This window comes from Desulfonatronum zhilinae (assembly GCF_900182865.1).
Classification (GTDB): Bacteria; Desulfobacterota; Desulfovibrionia; order Desulfovibrionales; family Desulfonatronaceae; genus Desulfonatronum; species Desulfonatronum lacustre.
The window spans coordinates 47,825-70,096 of the sequence record NZ_FXUJ01000019.1; the positions used below are offsets into that span (position 1 = coordinate 47,825).

The 22,272-nt window shown below is 59.1% G+C and carries 18 protein-coding genes and 1 riboswitch; of the genes, 10 read left to right on the plus strand and 8 right to left on the minus strand.

Annotated features, from left to right (window positions below):
• Positions 1-88 precede the first annotated feature (88 nt).
• Positions 89-604, minus strand: a complete 516-nt coding sequence (tpx, locus tag AC559A_RS14395) for a thiol peroxidase (RefSeq protein WP_028571679.1) — start codon at positions 602-604, stop codon at positions 89-91.
• Between the two features lie 389 nt (positions 605-993).
• On the opposite strand from tpx, the gene AC559A_RS14400 reads away from it, so the two are divergent.
• From AC559A_RS14400 to AC559A_RS14435, 8 genes are all read left to right on the plus strand, one after another.
• Positions 994-1,665, plus strand: a complete 672-nt coding sequence (locus AC559A_RS14400) for an endonuclease III domain-containing protein (RefSeq protein ID WP_498818440.1) — start codon at positions 994-996, stop codon at positions 1,663-1,665.
• 101 nt (positions 1,666-1,766) lie between these two features.
• Positions 1,767-2,846 (plus strand): murein hydrolase activator EnvC family protein, encoded by a 1,080-nt coding sequence (locus AC559A_RS14405; RefSeq protein WP_498818441.1) that lies wholly within the window; start codon positions 1,767-1,769, stop codon positions 2,844-2,846.
• Positions 2,847-2,968: 122 nt separating this feature from the next.
• Positions 2,969-4,243, plus strand: coding sequence for a S41 family peptidase (locus AC559A_RS14410; RefSeq protein ID WP_028571682.1), 1,275 nt, complete (start codon positions 2,969-2,971; stop codon positions 4,241-4,243).
• Positions 4,244-4,268: 25 nt separating this feature from the next.
• Complete coding sequence (locus AC559A_RS14415; protein WP_498818442.1) at positions 4,269-5,774, plus strand: divergent polysaccharide deacetylase family protein; 1,506 nt, start codon at positions 4,269-4,271, stop codon at positions 5,772-5,774.
• On the plus strand, positions 5,771-6,124 hold the full coding sequence (locus AC559A_RS14420) for a cupin domain-containing protein (RefSeq protein WP_498818443.1): 354 nt from the start codon (positions 5,771-5,773) through the stop codon (positions 6,122-6,124). The genes AC559A_RS14415 and AC559A_RS14420 overlap by 4 nt, the downstream gene beginning before the upstream one ends.
• A 61-nt stretch (positions 6,125-6,185) precedes the next feature.
• The gene (locus AC559A_RS14425; RefSeq protein WP_498818444.1) at positions 6,186-6,710 is read left to right on the plus strand and encodes a hypothetical protein; all 525 of its coding nucleotides are present in this window, start codon (positions 6,186-6,188) and stop codon (positions 6,708-6,710) included.
• Between the two features lie 150 nt (positions 6,711-6,860).
• Positions 6,861-7,048: riboswitch (cobalamin riboswitch) on the plus strand.
• 58 nt (positions 7,049-7,106) lie between these two features.
• A complete protein-coding gene (locus AC559A_RS14430; protein ID WP_035261415.1) occupies positions 7,107-7,769 on the plus strand; it encodes an anaerobic ribonucleoside-triphosphate reductase activating protein in 663 nt (220 codons plus the stop codon).
• The gene (locus AC559A_RS14435) at positions 7,763-9,838 is read left to right on the plus strand and encodes a ribonucleoside triphosphate reductase (protein ID WP_498818445.1); all 2,076 of its coding nucleotides are present in this window, start codon (positions 7,763-7,765) and stop codon (positions 9,836-9,838) included. The genes AC559A_RS14430 and AC559A_RS14435 overlap by 7 nt, the downstream gene beginning before the upstream one ends.
• A gap of 72 nt (positions 9,839-9,910) precedes the next feature.
• Here AC559A_RS14435 and AC559A_RS14440 read toward each other — a convergent pair whose 3' ends face one another.
• The 5 genes from AC559A_RS14440 to AC559A_RS14460 all read right to left on the minus strand — a co-directional run bounded on the left by AC559A_RS14440 (position 9,911) and on the right by AC559A_RS14460 (position 14,887).
• Positions 9,911-11,110, minus strand: coding sequence for a DNA polymerase IV (locus AC559A_RS14440; RefSeq protein WP_498818446.1), 1,200 nt, complete (start codon positions 11,108-11,110; stop codon positions 9,911-9,913).
• Between the two features lie 66 nt (positions 11,111-11,176).
• Positions 11,177-11,611 (minus strand): ATP-binding protein, encoded by a 435-nt coding sequence (locus AC559A_RS14445; protein ID WP_169732594.1) that lies wholly within the window; start codon positions 11,609-11,611, stop codon positions 11,177-11,179.
• Complete coding sequence (locus tag AC559A_RS14450) at positions 11,598-11,930, minus strand: STAS domain-containing protein (protein WP_028571688.1); 333 nt, start codon at positions 11,928-11,930, stop codon at positions 11,598-11,600. The genes AC559A_RS14445 and AC559A_RS14450 overlap by 14 nt, the downstream gene beginning before the upstream one ends.
• A gap of 44 nt (positions 11,931-11,974) precedes the next feature.
• The gene (locus AC559A_RS14455; RefSeq protein ID WP_498818447.1) at positions 11,975-12,724 is read right to left on the minus strand and encodes a DUF4412 domain-containing protein; all 750 of its coding nucleotides are present in this window, start codon (positions 12,722-12,724) and stop codon (positions 11,975-11,977) included.
• Positions 12,725-12,856: 132 nt separating this feature from the next.
• Positions 12,857-14,887 carry a molybdopterin-dependent oxidoreductase gene (locus tag AC559A_RS14460; RefSeq protein ID WP_498818448.1) on the minus strand — a complete coding sequence of 677 codons (2,031 nt, stop codon included), beginning with the start codon at positions 14,885-14,887 and terminating at the stop codon, positions 12,857-12,859.
• A gap of 706 nt (positions 14,888-15,593) precedes the next feature.
• On the opposite strand from AC559A_RS14460, the gene AC559A_RS14465 reads away from it, so the two are divergent.
• Positions 15,594-18,065, plus strand: a complete 2,472-nt coding sequence (locus AC559A_RS14465; RefSeq protein ID WP_498818449.1) for a hypothetical protein — start codon at positions 15,594-15,596, stop codon at positions 18,063-18,065.
• A gap of 270 nt (positions 18,066-18,335) precedes the next feature.
• On the opposite strand, the gene AC559A_RS14470 is transcribed toward AC559A_RS14465, so the two are convergent.
• Positions 18,336-19,886: an ammonia-forming cytochrome c nitrite reductase subunit c552 gene (locus AC559A_RS14470; RefSeq protein WP_498818450.1), complete on the minus strand. Its 1,551-nt coding sequence runs from the start codon at positions 19,884-19,886 to the stop codon at positions 18,336-18,338.
• Complete coding sequence (locus tag AC559A_RS14475) at positions 19,879-20,352, minus strand: NapC/NirT family cytochrome c (RefSeq protein WP_498818451.1); 474 nt, start codon at positions 20,350-20,352, stop codon at positions 19,879-19,881. Before AC559A_RS14475 ends, AC559A_RS14470 begins: the two co-directional genes overlap by 8 nt.
• Positions 20,353-20,717: 365 nt before the next feature.
• Between AC559A_RS14475 and AC559A_RS14480 the strand changes: the two genes are divergently transcribed.
• Complete coding sequence (locus tag AC559A_RS14480; RefSeq protein WP_498818452.1) at positions 20,718-22,244, plus strand: NAD(P)H-hydrate dehydratase; 1,527 nt, start codon at positions 20,718-20,720, stop codon at positions 22,242-22,244.
• Positions 22,245-22,272: the final 28 nt, after the last annotated feature.

Consider the following 22,272-nt stretch of genomic DNA (forward strand, 5'->3'; position numbering starts at 1 on the left):
CCTCACGGCAAGGACGAAAAGCCCTTGTATTGAGGGGAGTCATGCGGCACTGCGGAAAACGGCTTGGTCGATCGGCGAGAGATGTCGGCTACAGAAGCTTCTTGGCCGCATCCAAGGCCAGTTCGTAATTCGGCTCCTGCCCTACTTCCTTGACCAACTCCATATACCGAACGATTTTCTGACGATCCACGACGAACACGGCCCGGGCCAGGAGGCGCAGCTCCTTGATTAACACGCCATACTCGGTGCCGAAGGAGGCATCTTTGTGATCGGAGAGGGTCAGGACGTTGTTCACCCCGGCGGCGGCGCACCAGCGTTTTTGAGCAAAGGGCAGATCCATGCTGATGACCAGGATCTGGACGTCGTCTCCCAATTTGGCCGCTTCCTGATTGAAGCGACGGGCTTCGAGGTCGCAGACCGGGGTGTCCAGGGACGGAACCGATGTGATGATCGCCACCTTGTCCTTGAGGGACGAAAAACTGAACGGCTTCAGGTCGTTGTCCACGACCTGAAAATCCGGCGCGGCGTCACCTTCCTGAACCGTGTTGCCCGTCAGCGTTATGGGCTGGCCTTTCAACGTGATCAATCCAAAACGTTCCTTCATGATCGGCTCCTTGTTATAGTTATGTTTTCCAAAAGCACGTCCATCGGGGTGGACTCGGCGAAACGGGTGTTCGTCGACGGCGATTCCCGGGCAGGGCAGATTTGTTCTTGATACTCACCCGCTATCTGAATCGGTATCGAAATCGTGATCGAAATCGAACTCATGTCCACGAAGATACCGTAATCACGGGATGATGCCGGCATTTTCCAATTCCGATTCTGATTTCGATCGCGATTTGGATTTTGATGAGAACATATTTGCCCTGTATTCCCGGGTCATCATCTCTTGGCATTCTGGTTTCGTAAGAGTATCCTTCACGATTCGGAGTTGCAAGGACCTCCCGCAATTCTTATGAACATCTTCAAGACGGCAATCAATCACCCAATCTCATGCCCGCTTCCACCACCCGACTCCTCATCGACATGTACGACGCCATGCTGGCCCGACTCGGGCCAAGCGGGTGGTGGCCGGCCAAGAGTCCGTTTGAAGTGGCCGTGGGCGCGATTTTGACCCAGAACACCAACTGGTCCAACGTGGAAAAAGCCATTGCCAACCTACGCCTCCACGACCTGCTCGAGCCGGAACAGCTCCGCTCAGCCCGGCCGGAGGTCGTGGAGGAATGCATTCGGCCATCGGGATTCTTTCGGCAAAAAGCCAAAAAACTACGAAATTTTCTGGACTTTCTGGATCGGGAGCAGGCCTTGGATCTACAGAGTCTTGCCCTCCTGGACACCGTCGAACTCCGCGTACGGTTGCTGGCCGTCAATGGCATCGGTCCGGAGACAGCGGACAGCATTCTGCTCTACGCATTGGACCGCCCGGTGTTCGTGGTGGACGCCTACACGGCCAGGATCTGCAATCGACATGGGCTTGTTCCCGAAGACGTGGATTACGACGCTTTGCAAGATTTGTTCCTGTCCCACCTCCCTGAACGGGTTGAACACTACAACGAATACCACGCCTTACTGGTTCGAGTCGGCAAGCAATGGTGTCGAAAACGAGAGCCGCGCTGCGATGGGTGTCCCCTCCGACCGTTTCTCCCGCACTCACACCTCTCATAAGCCCTGGCTCTCCATCTACCGTGCCCTCCACGCATCCCATGAAAGCGTCGCCCTTTGCCCTTCCTCGACTCCGTTGGACCATGATTTGGTTTTGGACGGCCATGATCGGACTTCTTCTGAGCGGTCCGAACCCGGCCGCGGCCACGACCACGGGAACCATTCAACGCACCCTGGAAGAGCGTGAGCGCGATGTTCGGGCCCACGAAGAAATTCTGAAAGGCCTGTCGGAGCAGGAACGCGCCTTGTTCGCCGACCTGCAGGAAGTGGAAGCCCGGTTGCGGGCCACCGCGGACGAGATTACGGACCTGGAAACGCATTTGGACCGACTGCGTCAGGAAGAACGCGTCCGGCTGAAGGACTATCAGGAACTGGACCTGGCCCGGGCCCAAACCAGCGAGGAATTGGGGCGTCTGCTGGCCCTGCTCTGGCCGGTGCATTTGCAGGGCGTGGAACACAATCTCCAATCTTTAACCTCCTGGGACGAGGCTGACCGGCAATACCATTGGCTGTCCCGGATCTACGACTTGGTTCAGGACCGGATCGATCAACTCCGCCGACAAGGGCGGGAATTGGCCCAAGGACAGGCCCGCCTGGAGCGGGCGCGAGAAGAAATCACCGCGCAGATGCTCCGGATCAATGCCGGCAAGGACCGGCTTCTCAAGCAAAAGCTGGAATTCCTGCGCCGCGTCCAGGAAGTGCGTGCGCAACAAGTCTCCGCTGAGGAGCAGATTAAGGAAATCCTGCAAAGCATCGCCGAGCTGAACTACCGACTCCAAACCCTGACCTCCAGGAACTTTACGGATTTGCGCGGTCACATGCCTTGGCCGACCCAGGGCCGGATCGTGGAGCGGTTTCGGCCTCAGACTGATCCTCCGCACCGCGGTTTGAGTTTCGCGATGTCCGAGAACGCACCGGTACGCGCCATCTCCTGGGGCAAGGTGGTCCATAGCGATGTGCTCCGAGGATATGGCCACGTGGTCATTCTCTACCACGGTGAAGATTACTACAGCCTGTACGCCTTTCTGAACAACCCTCTGGTCGCCGTGGGCCAGGAAGTGGAAAAGGATGAACAGATCGGCGTAGCGGGGCTTTACCCCAAAGTGGATGGTCCGGGGCTGTACTTTGAATTGCGTTTTCAGCAAAATCCCGTTAATCCTGATATCTGGCTTGTCGCCGATTAACGGCGGCAGTGGCGAAACCCGTCGTCACCAAGCCGCACCGGAGCTTATATCCCCCTGCACGGCGCTTTCGGGCGCCGTCCACCATACCAGCACACGCTTTCAAAATGCATTCGGAGGTCATTATGCGGGTTGTCCACTGGGTCGGCACCGTTACACTTCTTTTCTTGCTGGCCGTCACCTTCGGCCAGAGCATGGCCACGGACGAGGAACGCTACTCGCCGCTCAAGCGCTTCAGCCAGGTTTTGGACTTGGTGGAGCGCTATTACGTTCAGGACGTGGATCGCAACGAGATGATCCAGGGCGCCATCCGGGGCATGCTTCAGGAACTGGATCCCCATTCCAGCTTCATGACCCAGGACGCCTTCCGGGAAATGCAGATCGACACCTCCGGCGAATTCACGGGGATCGGCATTGAGATCAGCCTCGTGGAAGGCAGGCTGACTGTCGTGTCCCCCATCGAGGACACCCCGGCTTTCCGTGAGGGACTCAAATCCGGAGATCACATCCTGGAGATCGACGGCCAGTCCACCCAGGACATCACGATCATGGACGCCGTGAAGCTGATTCGAGGCCCCCGGGGCACCACCGTGGATATGACCATCCTGTCCAAGGGCGAGACCGTTCCCCGCACCGTGACCATCACCCGGGACGTCATCCCGATGCACACGGTCAAGCTGTTCGAATTGGAACCCGGCGTGGTCCTGATGCGACTGACCAGCTTCAAGGAAACCACCATGGACGACCTGCGGGAAGCCCTGGACCGATTCGACCTTGATCAGCGCGTCGGCCTGATCCTTGATCTGCGCAACAACCCCGGCGGATTGCTGAACCAGGCCGTGGCCGTGGCCGACGCCTTTTTGCACGAGGGCAAAATCGTCTACACCAAGGGGCGGTCGGCTCAGGCGGAAATGAATTTCGACGCATCCCGAAACGTGCTGGACAAGGAAACCCCCATGGTGGTGCTGATCAACGCCGGCTCCGCCTCTGCCTCGGAAATCGTCGCCGGGGCCCTGCAGGACCACGGACGGGCGCTGATCCTGGGTGAGCAGACCTTCGGCAAGGGGTCCGTGCAGACGATCATCCCCCTGGCCGACGGCTCCGGGATCAAGCTGACCACGGCGGTCTACTATACGCCCAACGGCCGCTCCATCCAGGCCAAGGGCATCGACCCGGACATTTCCGTTCCCTTCGTCGCCTTGAATGACGACCAGCGAGAAGGACGCATGCCTTTGGTTCGCGAAGGCGACCTGATCCGACACCTGGAAACCGGCCCGATTCCTCCGGACCAACGCGATCAACCCAGGCCTCAAGCTCTGGAAATGCTCGAACGGGACAATCAGCTGCGCCTGGCCTTGGAAATGGTCAAAGCCATGCCCAGGCTCAAGGCGCTCCGTTAACCACGCAAACCGACATGGGTCGGCGATGACCGGTAAAACAGCGAAAAAAAGCGGCAAGCCCTCCCGCTCTTCCACTTCCACGAAAAGTGGTGGCAAGAGCGGGGGCAAGCCCAAGAAAACCACCGCCAAAACCAGCCGCAAACGATCATCCCGCAGGGGTTTTTCCAAGCTCTGGGTGATGCTCATGGCCGCGGCCACCGGGTTGACCGCCATCACCCTTGTCTGGGCCTTGAGCCTCTCCCCCGTGGATACCTTGTCCACGGACGTCGCGACTATCGACAAGCCTGTCTCCGCTCCACCCCCAACCTCCGCTGCACCGTCCGCTTCCCGCTCCACCCCCCGGTCCGCGCCTGCGCAGCCGGACAGGGTCGCCAGTTTGACGACTCCTGCCCCCACAAACCACATCCGCGCCCGAATCGCGCCCGATGCCGCCCCCCCCCCGGCTCCCTCACGGCGCCAAGGCTTGGTTTACGAAATATTCGATACGGAACTGCTGGAACAGCAGGTCAAGGAAGTCGACCTGGCCCTGGTCCAGACCATCATGGAGTTGAACCTGGACCCTCGTTCGGTGCGTCATCTGGATATTCAGATGAAAACCCGCAACGGGCAGAAATATCATACCCAATCCTTGGCCATCGGATTGGACCGGGACGCCCGAAGCTTTGAGCAGACCTTGCGCCGGAATCTGGAACTCTGGGTCCAAAGCGCGGAACTGCGTCAGATCAACAAAAAATCCGGCAAGCAAGAGTGGCGAATAACCCTGCTCAACCTGCCCACGCACACCCTGTTCCTGGAGGAACACGGTCGCAAACCATCCCCGCCTCCCCCGCCGGCCTCGCCGGGAATCGGGCCGCGGCTGGTGGTGGTGATCGACGACCTTGGCGAGAACGTACACCAAGCCCAGGAACTGGCCGCCCTCTCCTTCCCGGTGACCTTCGCCGTTTTGCCCAATATTTCCAAAAGTCGGGAAGTGGCCCGGATCGGGGCCGCGGCGGGTCGCGACGTGCTCCTGCACCAGCCCATGGAACCCCTGGACTACCCCCACCGGGCCGACCCCGGCCCCGGGGCCCTGTTCGTGGGCATGGAGGACGAACAAATCCTGAGAATCCTGCGGGACAATTTGGCCCAGGTTCCTCAGGCCATCGGCATCAACAACCACATGGGCTCCCGGTTCACCGCCGACGAGTCGGGCATGTCCACGGTGCTCCAGGAATTGAAGCGCCGCGACCTCTTTTTTCTGGACAGCCTGACCACCGGAAGCTCCGTCGCGGACAAACAGGCCCGCAAAGTCGGCCTGGAGCATCTGCGCAGACATATTTTCCTGGACAACATTCCCAATGTCCGGGCAATTCTGTTTCAACTACGCAAAGCCGAGCAACTGGCCCATAACCAGGGCCAGGTGATAGCCATCGGCCACCCCTACCCGGAAACCCTGGAAGCCTTGAAGCTCTGGGAGCGGGAACGTGATCAGCGGATCAACGTCGTCTCCCTCGGCTCCCTGCTCTCCCGCCGGTCATTGGCCGAGCGTTGAAAGCGCGACTCGCCATGCTCAACCTGTTCGCCATCCCAAAGGGCCCCATGCCCGAGGAACGCGTCGATCTGCTGGCGCGTGGGGACGGGTTGCGCATCGAACGAATCATCTCGCTGGGCCATGTTTCGCCTCCCGATTTCTGGTATGACCAAGAATTGGACGAATGGGTCGTCCTCTTGCAGGGCGAGGCGGAAATCCGCTTCGCGGACGGGCGGACCAAGGCCCTCAAAGCCGGAGACTGTCTCTTTCTCCCAGCCGGCCTGGGACATCGTGTGGACCGCACCAGCGACGACCCGCCTTGCATCTGGCTGGCCGTGCATGGCCGAATGACCGACAAGGCGCGCCCCTGATCCGTGCGCCCCGCCGACGGATCAGACTTTCGCCGCCCCTCGAAGACCAAAGGAGACGATCATGCACCGGATACGCTTTCCCCTGGCTCTCATCCTGTTAGTGTTCCTGACCGGCTGTTCCTACTCCAGCGTCGGCCACTTGCAGCGCCAGCCCTGGGTATTGAACGCGGAACAACAATTGGAGATGCGTTTCTGGCGGTTTTCCTATGTCGCGGAATCCTTCGGCGGACAGTACAGAGTCAAGGGGCGGGCGACGCCCAAGACGGAAAGCCTCCCCGCCGACCTGGGTTGGATCGAGGACTTGTGGCTGGCCGCTTATCTCAGTGATGATCAGGGACGGGTGTTGGCTCAGGATTTGCGGGTTTATTCCAGCCTCCCACTGGACCCCGACCAAGGCGTGTCCTTCACCTTCACCCTGCGTCCGGACCGACTGAACCGCACGGCCTCCCTCCAGATCACCTTCGGCTACAACATGACCCTCACCCCGGATGAACACTACATGGCCCAGGAAACCCCGGAAAAGAAACACGCTGGGGAGCGCGGCGCGGTGTTCTTCGCCCATGAGGGGGCATTGACCAGGTTTTAAGCCGCAGGCTGGTGGCCAAAGTCGGCGATTATTCCGTCCAGTCGTCCACGTGCCAATTCCGCCACTTCGTCGCGACTTCTGGACATTGTCACGGATTCTTTTTAAGTACGTCACACGCATGGTTGAACTCGTTTTCAACGAACGACCACGCCACGTCTCCTTGCTTCAGGTCGCCGCATGGCGCCAAGAGGGAACCCGGTGCGATTCCGGGACGGTCCCGCCGCTGTAAGTCCCATTCAACCTGACTGGCTTCGCATGGCCACTGGAACCGTGTTCCGGGAAGGCCCGCCAAAGTCGGGGGGACAAGTCAGAAGACCTGCCTGAAGCGCATTTGTCGCGGGACACGCGGATGTCCAGGCGGCCGTTCCCCGGGGCTTTTCAGCCCCATCGCTGACTATGCGGAACCACCCTTCCCCCTGGTCCAGGCTGCGCGGCCTGGAGCCGCTGAGTTTGTGCGACTGGCCGGGTCGCGTCTGCGCCGTGCTGTTTCTTGGCGGCTGCGACCTGCGCTGCCCCACGTGCCACAACTTCCATCTGGCCTGGAACTCCGAAGACGATCCCCGTATCTCTCGCGACCACGTTCTGAACTTTCTCGACCAGCGAGCCCCCTGGTTGGACGGCCTCGTGGTCACCGGCGGAGAACCGGCATTGTCCACGGACCTTCCCGAATGGCTCGCCGAACTCCGAAACCGGTTTGGCTTGCCCGTCAAGCTGGATACCAACGGCATGCACCCCGACATCGTGGAGCGGATTTTGGACAACCAAGCCGCAGACCTGGTGGCCGTGGACGTCAAAGGCCCGTGGTCCAAATATCCCGCGTTGACCGGAAACAAAATTTCCGCTCGTGAAGCCAAGGCAACCCTGGGCCGGATCTTCAAGCTCGCCGAAGGCCACCCGAAACACTTTCTCTTCCGAACCACCCTGGTCCCCCTGTTGACGCCGGAAGACCTCCGGGAGACCCGGTCTTTCCCGCCTTCCGGATTTCTCCTGCAGACCCAGCCTTTTCGCCAGCCATCCCGCCCTTTCCAGGGCCATCATCACAAGGAGCAATCATGCTGACCCACATTTGCAAACGTGACGGCCGCACCGAAACCTGGGCCGTGGACAGGATCGCCGCGGCCGTTCTCAAGGCATTGAGATCCTGTGGAATCCAGGACGCGCTTTTGGCCGACCGCCTGGCCCGCAAGGTGGAGGAACGCCTGGCCGAAGCCGGCCTGACCGTCCCGGACCAGGAGCAGGTTCAGGATCAGGTCGAAGCCGTGTTGATGCAGTCCCGCTTGTTCGACGTGGCCAAGCGCTACATCCTGTACAGAGAGAAACGCCGCCAAATCCGGGAACAAAAGGCCGCGTTCCTGGACATCATGGAAACCATCGACGCCTACGTAAACAAATCCGATTGGCGGGTGGCCGAAAACGCCAACATGTCCCACTCCTTCCAGGGCCTGATGCTGCACCTTTCCGGCACGGTTCAGGCCCGTTACGCCCTGGAAAAATATCCCCTGGAAGTCCGTCAGGCCCATGAACACGGCTACCTGCACATCCACGACCTGTCCTTCGGCCTGGCCGGATACTGCGCCGGGTGGAGCCTGCGCGACCTCCTTCTGGAAGGCTTCAACCTGGAAGGCCGCTCCTCCTCCGGTCCGCCCAAACACTTCGACTCCGCTTTGGGCCAGATGGTCAACTTCCTGGGCACCCTGCAAAACGAATGGGCCGGGGCACAGGCCTTCAACAACGTGGACACCTATCTCGCGCCCTTCGTCCGTCATGACGAATTGGACTACCGACAGATTCGTCAGGCCGTCCAGAAATTCGTCTTCAATCTGAACACCACCTCCAGATGGGGCGGTCAGAGCCCGTTCACCAACCTGAGCTTCGACCTGGCTCCGCCCAAGCACCTGGCTTCCGAAGCGGTGATCATCGGCGGTCGGCTCCATGACAGCCAGACCTACGCGGACTTCGGACCGGAGATGGAGATGATCAACCGGGCCTTCCTGGAAGTCATGCTTCAGGGTGACTACCACGGCCGTATTTTCTCCTTCCCCATCCCGACCTACAACGTGACCGAGGATTTTCCCTGGGAGACCGAGGTGGGCGAGCTGCTGCTCCAGCTTACGGCCAAATACGGAGTGCCGTACTTCCAGAACTTCATCAATTCGGACTTCAAGCCCGAGGACGTCCGCTCCATGTGCTGCCGGTTGCAGATGGACCTGCGCGAGCTGCGCAAAAAGGTCGGCGGGCTGTTCGGGGCGGGGGACCTGACCGGATCCATCGGCGTAGTCACCCTGAACCTGCCCAAGCTGGCCTTCCTGGCCCACGACGAGGCGGACTACCTGGACCTGCTCACCGAATACGCCGAACTGGCCCGGGACAGCCTGGAGTTCAAGCGCAAGCTGATCAACGACAACCTGGAACGGGGCATGTTCCCCTTCACCCGGCGCTACCTGAAAAACGCCTACCGCGGGCATTTTTCCACTATCGGCGTGGTGGGCGGTCACGAGGCCTGCCAGAATCTGCTGGGCAAGGGCATCGAAACTCCGGCCGGTATCCGACTGATGCGGACCACCCTGCTCCACCTCCAGGACCTGACCCGACGCTTCCAGGAAGAGACCGGCAACCTGTACAACCTGGAGGCCACCCCGGCCGAAGGCGTGAGCTACCGGCTGGCCAAGCTGGACAAGACGCTCTACGCCGGGATCAAGGCCTCGGGCAACGGCGTGCCGTACTACACCAACTCCACGGCCCTGCCCGTGGACCTGGGGCTGGACGTCTTCGCGGCCCTGGAGCACCAGGACCAATTGCAGACCCTGTACACCGGCGGGACGGTCTTTCACACCTTCCTGGGCGAGGCCGTGGCCGATCCCCAATCCTTACGAGCCTTCCTGGTCAAAGCCATGACCCGGACCAAGCTGCCCTACATCTCCATCACCCCGACCTTTTCCGTGTGCAAGGACCACGGATACCTCCGAGGCGAGCATCCGGAATGCCCGGAATGCGGCAACCCGGCGGAAGTCTACACCCGAGTCGTGGGCTACTACCGCCCGGTCCAACGCTGGAACCAGGGCAAACAGTCCGAATACGCCCAGCGCCGCGTCTTTGCCGGGCTGGGAGGCGAAAGCGCCGCAAGCTGAATGTCGCGGTGGAGATACGATGATATGGACGCCATCGACTCGATCAAAAAGTGACCGGGTTTCCCTGGACGGTCACGACGGCTTTCGAAAACCGAAGACGCGTCCCCGAACCATAGCCCCAGGGCCGAACTTTTCCCGGATCGCGTCCAGGGTCGTGTCCAGGGTTTTGTCCAGATCGGTTTCGTTTCCGGAGAAAAGAGAAAGCTGACGCCTTGCATTGGAAAAATTGGACACGCTCAGTCCGATCAAACGGACTTTATTGGGGAGTTGCTCGGCGTCCAGCAGTTGGGCGGCGGTCTGGAAGATCATCCGCGTGGACGCGGTGGGCTCGCGCAAGGTTTTCGCGCGCGTGATCACCTTGAAGTCGCTGAACTTGACCTTCAGGGACACGGTGCGCCCGGCATGACCGTCCCGGCGCAACCGGCGTCCCACGCGCTCGGCCTGATCCAGCAGCCAGCGCTTCAACTCCTCCCGGTCGTCATGGTCCTCGGCAAAGGTGTTTTCCGCCCCTTCACTTTTGGCTTCGGACTCCGGAACAACCGGCCTGGGGTCAATGCCCCTGGCCCTGGCATAGAGGACCTCCCCCCACTTTCCGAACCGCTCGCGCCAGAATCGTTCCGAATACCTCGTGACATCGCCGACCCGACGCACTCCGAGCAGCGCGAGCTTTTCCACAGCCTGCCGCCCCACGCCCGGAATCTTGGAGACCGGCAGGGTCTCGAGAAAAGCCGGTACGTCATTCGGAGCGAGGATGAACAGACCGTCCGGCTTGTTCTGGTCCGAGGCGATCTTGGCCAGAAACTTGACCGGAGCCATGCCCACGGAGCAAGTCAGCCCGGTTTCCGCGGCCACGGCCTGCTTCAACACGATCCCCAGCCGTTGCGGAGGTCCAAAAATACGTTCCAGACCGCTGCCATCGAGATAGGCCTCGTCCACCGAGGCCTGCTCCACCAACGGTGAAAACCGCTCCAGGACGGCCATGACCAGCTGGGAGACCTGGGCATAGCGTCCCATGCGCACGGGCACGAACGCTCCGTTTGGGCACAAGCGCCTGGCCTGGACAATGGGCATGGCCGAATGCACGCCGAATTTTCGGGCTTCGTAGCTGCACGCGGAAACCACCCCGCGCTGGGACCCGCCGACGATCACGGCTCTGCCGCGCAACTCGGGATGGTCCAGTTGCTCCACGGACGCAAAAAAGGCGTCCATGTCCACATGCAGGATCAGGGGGGCAGTGGAAGATGGAAGGGAAGCGGGAACGGCGGTGCTCATGGCCCGAACTGTCCGCAAGAAAGAAGACGGGACGGAATCGTCGTCGCCGAGCAACGAAAAAGAACGCTACTCGGCGAAAACGATCTCCAGGATGTTGCTGTCGCCCTCCCGGCGATACCGCTGGGAGGCGCTCATCTCTTTGGTCAGCAGAATGCCCAGCCCACCCTGAACACGCTCGTCCATGCCCAGGGTGACGTCCGGAGGAGGCTTGGAAAGCGGGTCAAAGGGAGGCCCCTGGTCCGTGAAGCGCACCAGAAACCGCCCCTCCTCCGCCAACTGTCCGCACGCCACGGAGACCATTCCGGTCTGGTCCGGACCGTAGGCGTAATCAAAAATATTCAGGAGCACCTCTTCCAAGACCAGATCGATCTTGAGCTCCAACGCCGGAGACAACCCGGTGGATTCGAAACGCTCCAGGACAAAGCGCCGCAGAGGCTCCAGAGAGGATTTGTCCGCCGGCAGCGAAAGACCGGCCACATCCTCGGCGCTACTTGGCCGCAAGGGCCGCCTCCAGGGAATCGTACACCGGGAAAATGGACGCGAAGCCGGAGATGTCGAAGACTTCCTTGACCATGGAACTCATCCCGCCGAAAGCCAACGAGCCTCCCTGGCTTTTCAGCTTCTTGCCCACGCCCAGAATGACCCGCAATCCCGCGCTGCTGATGTATTCCAGGCCGGTGAAGTCCACGATCAGCTTGGAATCGCCCTGCTCCATCCAGCGCAGACATTCCTGCTCGAAAGACGGGGCCGTGACCGCGTCCATGCGGCCCGTCGCTTTGATCGTCACGCCCTGCTCCACCTTGGTACTCGTAAATTCCATGCTGTCACTCCTCTTGTTGTTTTTGAAAATTTTTCAACGACCCATTACATGCCCATGAATCGTTGTCGCGTGTACCCCTCTGGAATATCAAAACTTCCGGAGGGAGCGGCCATTTTTTGGTGCTCCAGAAGTTCTTCCCGGGTCACCACCGTCGCGCCCATGACATTGGCTCTGCTCACGGTCAGCACGGCGACTCCCCGAATCTTCTCCATTTCCCGAAGCAGCTCTTCGAAACCATGCTGCCCGGCCATCATGGCATGACCGATCTTGTTGTACATGCTCACGTTCACGTCGATCTGGTCCGTGGCGCAGATTTCAGCAGCCGTTTGCCCCATGGGCATGTTCAAGGTCAGCTCATAAACCCGACAGGTCCAGTCGTTGACGTTCTTCACGGTCCCGGTTTCCACGACCGAAGCCTGCATCTGCATCATCCCCCCCATCATCTGAGCCATCATCTGGGCCTTTTCATGTCCCCCTTCCTCGCCCAGCATGCCGGCCATGGCTTCGGACAGGTTCAGCGGCACCTCGGTATACGTCCGCTCACCGTGGTCCAGCATGTACATAGTCTGCTTGTCGCCATCGAAAATCACCGACGTCTTGTCGGAAGAGTTCATTCGGGCCTTGTTGCCGCTCAGCCATGTCTCGACTATTTCCTCGCTGCCCGCCTGTTTTTGCCCCATGATCTCATACGGCTCACTGACATGGAGAATCTTCAGGTAATCCTCGGCCCAGACCCAGCCCCCCTGAAGCAATACAACCAGAATAGTCGTCAAACAAATCGTGGTTCTTTTCATCTCTGCTCTCCAGTTCTGAAGTTGAAACCGGCCCAGGCCGGAACGCGTTCGGTCTCCAACGCAAACCGTCGCCACCTCTGTACGAAGCCAAGCGGAAAAAGTCCATATGGTCGGTGACCACCTCCTGAATGTTCAATCCGGCTCCAACCGACAACACTGGCTGTACAGGGCCGCGCAGTCGCCCATGTCCGTAATTTGAGGCTCGATGATCGCGTTGGGGCCGTGGCCCAGACTGACCCAGCCGTCGCGGCGGATCAGGACGACCAGGGGATGCAGGGATGCGTCCAGACGCAACCGAACAGCCATGCGTCCCAAAGGAGTGGCCAGGAAAGTCGGGCCTTCGGGGTCCAGGTCGTCCAGATCCGGGTTGTCCGGGGAGACCGATATCTCGGGCAGCCCCTGCTGCTCGCTCTCCGGAATCTGGGAGTGCATGTATTTGCTGCGGACCAGGGAGAGCAGGCGCAAAGGGAATTCGGGGTCGTCGTCCTGATCCAATTCCAGGGGTTCCGGGTCGAGCGTTTCAGGAAACCGATACAACCCGTCCGGATGGGCGAACGTCAACCCCGCGAAGGCAACGGGAGGATGGTCGGCCCTGACAAAGCCCCTGGCTCGGAACGATTCCAGGTCGACGCCCAGCGGGCCAAGGCCGATACGCAGGCACTCGTCCGGCTCCGGGAAGCCCACCGGCGGATTCAATCGTGCGCCCAGGTCACGAAGGATGTCGAAATCCGAACGACAATCTTCCCGGGGTGGGATCGCCTGGCCGGAATAGTTGACGTAGTGATGCAGACAGGAACCCACTATTTCTTCGCGCTCCAGCATCAACGCGGGCGGCAGAACCACGTCCGCACAACGAGCCGTGTCGGTCAGAAACGCATCCACGCAGACCACGAAGGGCCGTTGCAAGGCCTTGGCCATGGCCAGACCGTCCGGAACCTGATTGACCACGTTGTGCCCGTCCACCCAGACGAACTCCACCGGCGGGTCGGCCCATTCCAGTTCCCAGGCCAGGGAGGGCAACAGGAAGGAGCGCCGGCCGGCGACATCAGGTCGTCCCGGTGAATCAGCCCGCCAGCGCCCCAGATTCCGGCCCGAGGCGATGTTGAAATACGAGCCTCCTCCGACGCGACCGATATTGCCCGACAACAAGGCCAGGGCATTGATGAACCGCACATTCTGACCACCGAACAGATACCGCTGCACGCCCCAGCCGATCAGCGTGGCCGTGGGGTCGCCAAGAGCGGCACCCAAAACAGCACCAGAAACAGGATTTGCCGCAACCCAAGGCGCGTACCACTCCAGCAGTTCTTGCGCCGAACCACGATCCACGTCGCACGTCCGCAACAGATCGTCGTCGTTCAAGCCGTGCATCAGCGCTTGCAACGCATCCCAATCGGCGCAGGCCCGAACGACTTCCGGAGAGACGGCGTCCCGCTCCAAGAGTCTTCGGATCAGCCAGGCCGCCAGGAAACGGTCCGTACCGGGGCGGATGCGGACCGTCCGGTCGGACCACCCTTCGCTGCCATCCCCGCCAGGGGAAATGGTCAGCACCCGCGTTCCCTTTTTACGCGCCTCGCGGACCAAAAGGCCGATATGCGGGGAAGAACGACCCAGGTCCTTGCCCCAATTCACGATCCGGGCCGCATTGAGCAAATCCAACGGATCGTTGTGCTCCAACGCGCCGAAGTCGCGGATGCAGGCCTCAATCCCCGCGTCGTCGCACAAGGAGCCGTGGATGGTGGAGGAGCCGAGAGCCGCGAAAAAGTTCAGACTGGCCTGAGCCAGAACCCCGCGATACCCGTGGCCGCGCACGTGCAGCACGGCCTCGGGCCGGTCCGCCAAAGCGTTCAGCTTGGCCGCGATCAAATCCAAAGCCGCGGCCCAGGAAACCGGCTCAAACCCGTCATGGCCCGCCTCCACGGCTTTCCCGCGCCGCAAGCCGCGCTTGGCCTTCGTGCGCACCAAGGGCCGGGTGATGCGCTCCGGAGCGTCAAGCCGATCAAAACAACGAGCACCCTTGCGGCAAATAAACCCATTGGTGAACGGATGCGCCGGATTTGCCCGGAGAGTTCGAGCCCGAGAATCCACCAGAAACGAACAGGCATCCGGACAGTCCAGAATACAGGCGGAAATCCGCGATGTCTCACCGTTGTTCTTCAACATTTCCATGCTCCTCATGACCTACCTCGCTTCCGCGAACTTCGGTAGCGTATTGAAATTGCGAACCGTGTCATTCCGACGGCATCCGCTATATTTCGTCACCATGGAAGCGGTCAACAATCCAGACGCCGTAGCAGTAAAACGCACGAGCGCCGACCGATATATATCAGCCGCCCCTCGTGCGTTTCCACGCGCCAAAACGAGGCTCCACCGCCGGTCCGGTCCGGACCGGCGGTGACAGCGATACGGTTTCTTGTATCGCGGAGAAAATTGAAATATGGACATCCAGAACGGTCAACAGCGTCCTGCTCCGGCTCCAGTCCAGGCTGAAGAAGGAAACGGCGCTTCGGAGAAGGGTGGATTCGGTGAAAAAAGGAATACTGACGAGCCAAGAGCAGACTTGCCCCCTCACTCCAATTCGGCAGGAATCACCTCCATCTGGAATCTCCCTTCTTCCGGACAACCTTCACCTTTGACATGATATATGCAATAATGTAGCGAAATGTTTGACAAATCAATATCAATTGTTTTTGATTCGCCGACGTTCAAGGCAGTGGCCCTGGTTGTTCTCAAAGACGAACATATCTTTGCTGAGCTGGTGCGACGGGTTGATTACCACTGAACCAGATCAAACTATAAAACACACATATACTCGACTGGGTACATGCTTGGTTACAGGTACAAAAAACAATGATCGACTGAAAGAGCCATGTTTGGTAACGTTGATATAAAGGTCCGACCGGTCAAGCTAGCGTATTTGGTTGACCCGAACAATGCGACGCAGGTTCGAGCGGCTATCCAACTCAGCTCGTCACTCTGGGGCGGTGCTTTTTTTCCAATTATCCCACTCTACCGACGAATTCCCGCGACCTGGCGAAACAACTCTCTCAAGGCTCCGTCTGCTAGGAGCACAATCCTTGGCTTCATCGACGCCTTCGATCCAGACATCCTCGTGCAGTTTTCGAAGAGCGTGCCAAGCTACATCAGCCTGACTGGCCTCCAAATCATCAAGCCACAGGAGATCTGGGAGCGATTCAGCGAATATTACAGACCAATGCCGGTCTATGGCATCGGCATCTTCGAGTTGCTTGGGGATATCTACCGAGAGTACTTTAAATACAAGGCGAAGTATCCGGTCAAGGTGGTCCTACCAAAGATTCCGAGACAATTGGCCTTGTTCTGGACAAGCATTGTCGGGGAGATACCTGAAAAACTTTTGCCCGCGCTTGAATCCGAATACTTCGAACCACTCGAAATCGAACGAATTCAGCTTGAGCCCAGCAAGTTGAGCGAGCTATTAGAGCGCGACGTACTTTTTCCCCGACGAATCTCGGCGTACGGGATTTCGGTGCAAAGTCGCCGTAGCTTCGGAAGAGGGGCTGCCGCCTTCTTCATGGATGCCTCGAAGCTTGAGGATGTCGTCGATTACTGGAACCTGAGGGCTACGGGACGAGACATCCTGCCACTGCCGAAACAGTTCAAAGACGTGTCAACGTTCTGGGATACGGCTACTCGCTTTTTCAAAGCGCATCGCGTGCATTGGAGGCACCAGCCGCAGCATTGCGATACGGCCTCCATCATTCAAAGCCGCAACTCGACGATGGAAGAAATGCAGGAGTTTGTGAAGGGACTCAAGATCGAGCGGCCGCCCAACGATCCGTCAAACGACGGTTTCTTCGTCCTCCAGCACTGGTATCCGCGCATTTGGGATAAATGGGCGAGAGACCATGATGGGGCGATTGCCGACATCTACGGCAAAGATGAGGAATCATTAGATATTATGGATCAGAAAAAGGGAGGGTTTCGCTTCCGATCACTGCTACCAGAGTTCTCAAACAAGCACGCCTGCACCGGCGAAGTGCGGTGTATGAACGAAATTTCGTTTCGCTTTTATGGCACCGAGGAACACTTAGCCGAGGTCTTTCCGAAAGCCTCGGGCGAGCGATTCCAACGTGCGATCTTGAACATGGGTTCCATCACCGAGTGGCGCATTGGGCAACATGGCCTTGTCAAGTTCGTGCAGTACGAGTTCTCGGAAACACGTGACCTGCCGACCTCAGAACCGATCTTTTTCGCGTGGTTGGTGGACCAGGGTTGGAGCGCCGAGCTTTCCGCCCCAGGAATACTGGCAAAACAAATCTTGCAAAAGCTCGGCGGGCGTGTCGGCGTCCTTCGCGACGAGAAGCTTCTTGGACTCATCGAATACATGAATGGCGGGTCAGTCAACGCCGACGGAACGCCCGTGGTGTCAAACAAGATCGGGCAGGATCGTGACATGCCAGTGAGCGAAGTAAAGAGCAGGCTCGAAGGTACTGGGCGTCGAGATCTCCATGACTACCTTGTCTCCAAGGGCATCTTCAAATTAGGCCTTCGTACACAATGTCCGATATGCCAGCGACGATCGTGGTTCCCACTCGCAGCGCTGACAGATAACCTGAATTGCCCTAAGTGCCTCAACTCGTTTCCTGCTACTGGAAACATCGACCGTGGTGTTTGGTGCTACAAGACGGCCGGGCCCTTTAGTGTCCCAAGGTATGCCGAGGGAGCATACACTACGTTGCTCGCACTTGACTTTTTCAGCAATCGGAGACTCACGACGATGCGGACCACCCCAGTGCTGAGTTTTACGGCGAAGAACCGTAGCAAAGGAGATCTTGAGGCGGATTTCGGCTTGTTCTGGAGTGAATCGATATATGGTGGCCACCAAGACGGGCTGGTGTTCGGCGAATGCAAGACGTACGGGCCTTTCACGAAGAAAGACTTTGGGCGAATGCAGCACTTGGCAAAAAATTTCCCCGGCGCCGTGCTGGTTTTCTGCACGTTGCGAAAGTCCCTCACCAAGGAGGAGATTGCCGGAATAACGCGCATAGCTAGGACGGGACGGAAGTATTGGAAAGCTGAGCGGCCCATCAACCCGGTCCTTGTACTCACAGGGACGGAGCTTCTCACGCACGAGCGGCCACCGTACTGCTGGAGGGAGAAGGACCAAGAGCGACCCGAGTGGATCTCCGGCTTCCTCAGCGTGTGCGACGCGACACAGCAACGCTACCTAAATCTGCCGTCCTGGCACACGGAATGGCATGACAAATGGAAAATGCGGCGAAAGCGGTATATGGCGCGCCAAGAGGCCGCAACACAGCATGCAAAGGCAGAGGCTCGACCGGGTGAAGCGAAAGGCTAAACATGGTCCCGGCCGGGGTTGTGGAGCATCCCCGGCAATGGCCTTTCAGCCCTGGAGGGCTACCCGGGGCATTCAACAATTTAGACGGCGATGCAGGGAGCGGCGGCATTAAACCCTTTTAGCCTTTACATACCCTTTCGAAATTCAATAGATTAGCTCGGTCCGATCCCAAGCCAAAAGGCACAACTCCGACACGCCAAAGTAAAACGGCCTCGGCACGTTTCGTGCCGAGGCCGTTTGCTTATGCATTCAATGAGCTGAAACCGCGCGTTACTGAACGCGACGATTCAGATCCCAGATCAGATCCGCTTCCGGAAGCAGCGGGAGATAGCCCAGCCACTCGTGGGAATCCAGATGCTCCTGGCTTTGTTGCAGTTTGCGGCTGTGCTCCATGATCGGCGGGACGATGTCCTTGATGTCGCCTTCCAGGTTTTGGGCGATGCCGTAATTGGTGGCCTGCATGGCATAGTCCACTGCCTGTTGGCTGTATTGGATGGAACGGGAAAGCGTTTCCAGGGCTTTAGCCGGGTTATGGAATCCGGCGCTGTTTTCCGCCGAGACCCAATCCCAAAACATTTGCCCCTTCCGAATCCGTTCGCGAGCATTGATCATCAATTGATCAAAATCAGGTCGTTTGTACCCCTGATACTCGCTGGCAAGTCGAACGGCTTCGTGAGCCTTGACCGAAATATCCTGGGCGGCAAGCAATTGACCCCAAACTTTTTGTTGACTGAAAACAACACGTTCCTTGAGATATTCCGGAGACTTGTCCGCATGGCATTGCCCGCAGGCGCTCTTGATCATTTCCGCGGACTTGAGCGGTGAAGTCCAGCGATGGGATGAAATCTTCTTTTTTCCATCCAGCCGACGATAGTTCATGTGACAATCCGCGCAGGCCACGCCGGCCGCGCCATGCGGGCTATCATACCACATCTCGTATTCGGGGTGCTGGATTTTGATCATCGGCGTGTCGGACACCGCATGGGTCCAGTCGATGAAATGCCCCTCAAAGCCTTCTCGTGTGGTCGATCCATGATCCTTGTAGTATTCATACATATCTTCCGGATCCTTGCCCAGGTCCCAAGGAAAGATCGGCTTGGCCGCAGCGCCGAATTTCTTGTCCTGAAAATAGTACTCCACGTGACACTGGGCGCAGACCAGGGAGCGCATCTCGTTGCGCGAGGCTTCCCGCCAATCCTTGCCCTGACGCTTCAGCGCCTCATCCAGAGGAACGCTGGTAATTCGCAGGTCCATGGTTTGCGGGTCATGGCAGGTGGCGCAGCCGATGGTGTGGTCGTCCAAGTCCAATTCTTCCCGGAACTGGTTGAATTCCATGATCCAGAAATCGTCGCCGTATTTGGGAATCCACTCCACCATCTTGGGGGTTTTGCAGTTGTAGCAGGTGGAGGGCAACCCGGCCTGTTCGCTGTAGCGGTTGATCCGGTCGATTTCCAAAACGTCGTGCAGGGCGTAGGTATGTCCGCGGGCTCGGTTGTATTCGTAACTGAAGGGGTAGCCCATCCAGAGGTTTTTCAGATATGGCTGACAGTATTTCCAGCCTTTGGGCGGATCTTCGCAAAGATGCTTTTCATGAGGGATCGAACCGGAGTACTCGGTCATCTGGCTGTCGTCGTTGTTTTCCAGGAACGTTTGGTAGTGAATGGGAAAAAACTCTTCAAACGCGCTGTTCTTGATTTCCGTGGCCGCCAGCGTGGTCGTGTAGGACGGCGTGACCGGCTCAGGCACCTCGGTACAGCTCACCAGGGCCATGACCCCAAGGGCTATGGCCGCACAACAGACCGTGACAAGCATTCTATTCATCCGACACCCTCCTTTCGGAAATCGGTAATTTGGACATGTGTGGCACGGAGCGATGACAATCCGTGCAGTACGGCTTGGCTTCGACCATCTTCTCGGAAACATTCAAAATCGTCATGGAATGACAACGGATGCAGCTGTCGTTGACCACGTCCTTGGTCTTGTCCGATGCATGGATGACGTCGTAAACGTCACCCAGGGTATTTTGGTAAATATCCTTGGTACCGGCCCTGGCCTTGAATACAATCTTGGGCACCCCCGTCTCCGGGGCATGGCATTCGTTGCAGGCCAGATTGGCGTGGGGCGACACTTGATGCGTCCGAACGGCCTCGTACATCACGTGACAACTGCCGCAGAACTCCGGCTGATCCGTGACCTTCATGGAAAAGGCTATTCCGGCATACAGCCCGGCGCCGACAAGCAGCAGCACGAGTACGGCCACCTTTCCTCTACCGGGGGGTTGTACCATGATCCACCTCCTTGCAGGATGACGAGAGAAGATTCACATGCCGATCGACAACTCAGATAAGAAAAGACTCCATCGATTTCAACTGCTGCGAGTTTAAGCATGAAACAAAAATGAAGGTCAAGGAAAAATTTAGTATCGAAAATTTGGCACAACTCGCCTTGCCCCTTCTTTTCGCTTAGCCATCTTTCTCGTTTGATGCCTGGACAAGCTTCACTAAACCCTGAATATCCAGGATTGACCGTCAGGCTTGTCCGTCGCGCCGATCTTCGGCAAAGTAGCGAGAAAACGTATTGGCTTCCATGCTGGCACATGCTCCCCAGCGTACCGCCTTTCCAATACTTTTTCAAAACCAGGAGAAATTCATCATGTACCGCCCGTTACCCACACCGGATGAAATGGCCCATTGGGACTCCGCGGCCCAGCGCGACTACGGCTTGTTGCAGGAACTACTCATGGAAAACGCCGCACGGGAGGCATTGGCCGTGCTGCTCCAGGAGTACGGGCCAGTGGAGGGAAAGCAGGTCGTGCTGCTGGCCGGACCGGGAAACAACGGCGGGGATGCCTTTGCCTTGGCCCGGCACCTGGCCGATCGCGGCGCCTGGGTCAGCACGTTTCACGTCAAGCCGCTCGAAGCCTATACCGGCGCGGGGGCCTATCATTTGAATTTACTGAACAAGCTGAGCCTGCCTCTGGTCCCGCTGCCCGAGGCCCACATCGACCACCTGCGCCAGCCGGATATTCTGGTGGACGGCCTGCTGGGCACCGGCTTCCAGGGAGATTTGCGACCGGATTATCGGCAGTGGATCGAATACATCAACCGTCTGCCCAGGGAGGTCTTCATCCTGTCCCTGGACATCCCCACGGGCTTGAACGGACTGACCGGACGTCCTTCGCCCATTGCCGTCCGGGCTTCGGCCACGGTCAGCTTCGAGGCGACCAAGCTCGGCCCGGCCCTGCCGGAAGCCGCTTCGTACGTGGGCCGAGAACACGCCCGCCCCATCGGGATTCCGTTTCGGGTCAAACAGGCCCAGCCGCCGGGACAATTTCTGCTGGAGAGCGGCGTTTTGAATCTCCTTCCTCAATCGAACGACCTGCTGCATAAAGGCACGGCCGGCCACGTGCTGGTGGTCGGCGGCTCACCAGGGCTAACCGGAGCGCCCCTGCTCTCGGCCCTGGCCGCCTTGCGTTGCGGAGCCGGACTGGCCTCCGTGGCCTGTCCGACCAAGCTGGCGAGAGAGATCAAAGCCGGATGCCCCGAAGTGATGCTCCTGCCCCTGGGCCACGGAACCTCCTGGAGCCGGGACTGCCTCGACGACCTTTCCGGAGCTCTGGAGCGCTTCGACGCGGTGATACTCGGGCCGGGTCTTGGCCGCTCCCCGGAGACGGGCGCCTTTTGTCGAACCCTGCTGGCCCACGACCTGCCCTCCTTGATCGGCGACGCGGATTTCCTGTACGCTTTGGCCCAGGATTCGAACCTTTTCACCCAACTCCCTCCGAACACCATCCTCACCCCGCATCCGGGAGAAATGGCGATGCTGACCGGACTGACCATCGACCAGGTCCAGGCAAGCCGTATCGAAACGGCCCGGGAGTACGCCCGGAAATGGAACGTCGTCCTGGTGCTCAAAGGGGCCGGGACGGTCATTGCTTCCCGCGAAGGTGCCGTGTATGTATCTCCGTTTGCCTGCCCAAACTTGGCGGTGGGAGGTTCCGGCGACGTGCTCTGCGGCGTCCTGGGCGCCCTGCTGGCCGCGGGCCTCGACCCGCTGGCGGCCGCCAACGCGGCCGTGTACTGGCATGGCTTGGCGGGAACGGAGTTGAGGAAGCGCTTTCCCCGGCGGGGCAATTTGGCCCGGGAAATCGCGGACATGCTGCCACATGTGGTGGACTGAACAATACGGAGCCGAGAGGAGGCGCACA

What these genes read in the sequence shown, in the direction of transcription:
- AC559A_RS14425 (WP_498818444.1), top strand. Translation starts at nt 6,186, where the DNA reads ATGCACCGGATACGCTTTCCCCTGGCTCTCATCCTGTTAGTGTTCCTG.
- tpx (WP_028571679.1), bottom strand. Translation starts at nt 604, where the DNA reads ATGAAGGAACGTTTTGGATTGATCACGTTGAAAGGCCAGCCCATAACG.
- AC559A_RS14400 (WP_498818440.1), top strand. Translation starts at nt 994, where the DNA reads ATGCCCGCTTCCACCACCCGACTCCTCATCGACATGTACGACGCCATG.
- AC559A_RS14415 (WP_498818442.1), top strand. Translation starts at nt 4,269, where the DNA reads ATGACCGGTAAAACAGCGAAAAAAAGCGGCAAGCCCTCCCGCTCTTCC.
- AC559A_RS14430 (WP_035261415.1), top strand. Translation starts at nt 7,107, where the DNA reads ATGCGGAACCACCCTTCCCCCTGGTCCAGGCTGCGCGGCCTGGAGCCG.
- AC559A_RS14470 (WP_498818450.1), bottom strand. Translation starts at nt 19,886, where the DNA reads ATGAATAGAATGCTTGTCACGGTCTGTTGTGCGGCCATAGCCCTTGGG.
- AC559A_RS14405 (WP_498818441.1), top strand. Translation starts at nt 1,767, where the DNA reads ATGATCGGACTTCTTCTGAGCGGTCCGAACCCGGCCGCGGCCACGACC.
- AC559A_RS14465 (WP_498818449.1), top strand. Translation starts at nt 15,594, where the DNA reads ATGTTTGGTAACGTTGATATAAAGGTCCGACCGGTCAAGCTAGCGTAT.
- AC559A_RS14410 (WP_028571682.1), top strand. Translation starts at nt 2,969, where the DNA reads ATGCGGGTTGTCCACTGGGTCGGCACCGTTACACTTCTTTTCTTGCTG.
- AC559A_RS14450 (WP_028571688.1), bottom strand. Translation starts at nt 11,930, where the DNA reads ATGGAATTTACGAGTACCAAGGTGGAGCAGGGCGTGACGATCAAAGCG.
- AC559A_RS14440 (WP_498818446.1), bottom strand. Translation starts at nt 11,110, where the DNA reads ATGAGCACCGCCGTTCCCGCTTCCCTTCCATCTTCCACTGCCCCCCTG.
- AC559A_RS14455 (WP_498818447.1), bottom strand. Translation starts at nt 12,724, where the DNA reads ATGAAAAGAACCACGATTTGTTTGACGACTATTCTGGTTGTATTGCTT.
- AC559A_RS14475 (WP_498818451.1), bottom strand. Translation starts at nt 20,352, where the DNA reads ATGGTACAACCCCCCGGTAGAGGAAAGGTGGCCGTACTCGTGCTGCTG.
- AC559A_RS14480 (WP_498818452.1), top strand. Translation starts at nt 20,718, where the DNA reads ATGTACCGCCCGTTACCCACACCGGATGAAATGGCCCATTGGGACTCC.
- AC559A_RS14435 (WP_498818445.1), top strand. Translation starts at nt 7,763, where the DNA reads ATGCTGACCCACATTTGCAAACGTGACGGCCGCACCGAAACCTGGGCC.
- AC559A_RS14460 (WP_498818448.1), bottom strand. Translation starts at nt 14,887, where the DNA reads ATGTTGAAGAACAACGGTGAGACATCGCGGATTTCCGCCTGTATTCTG.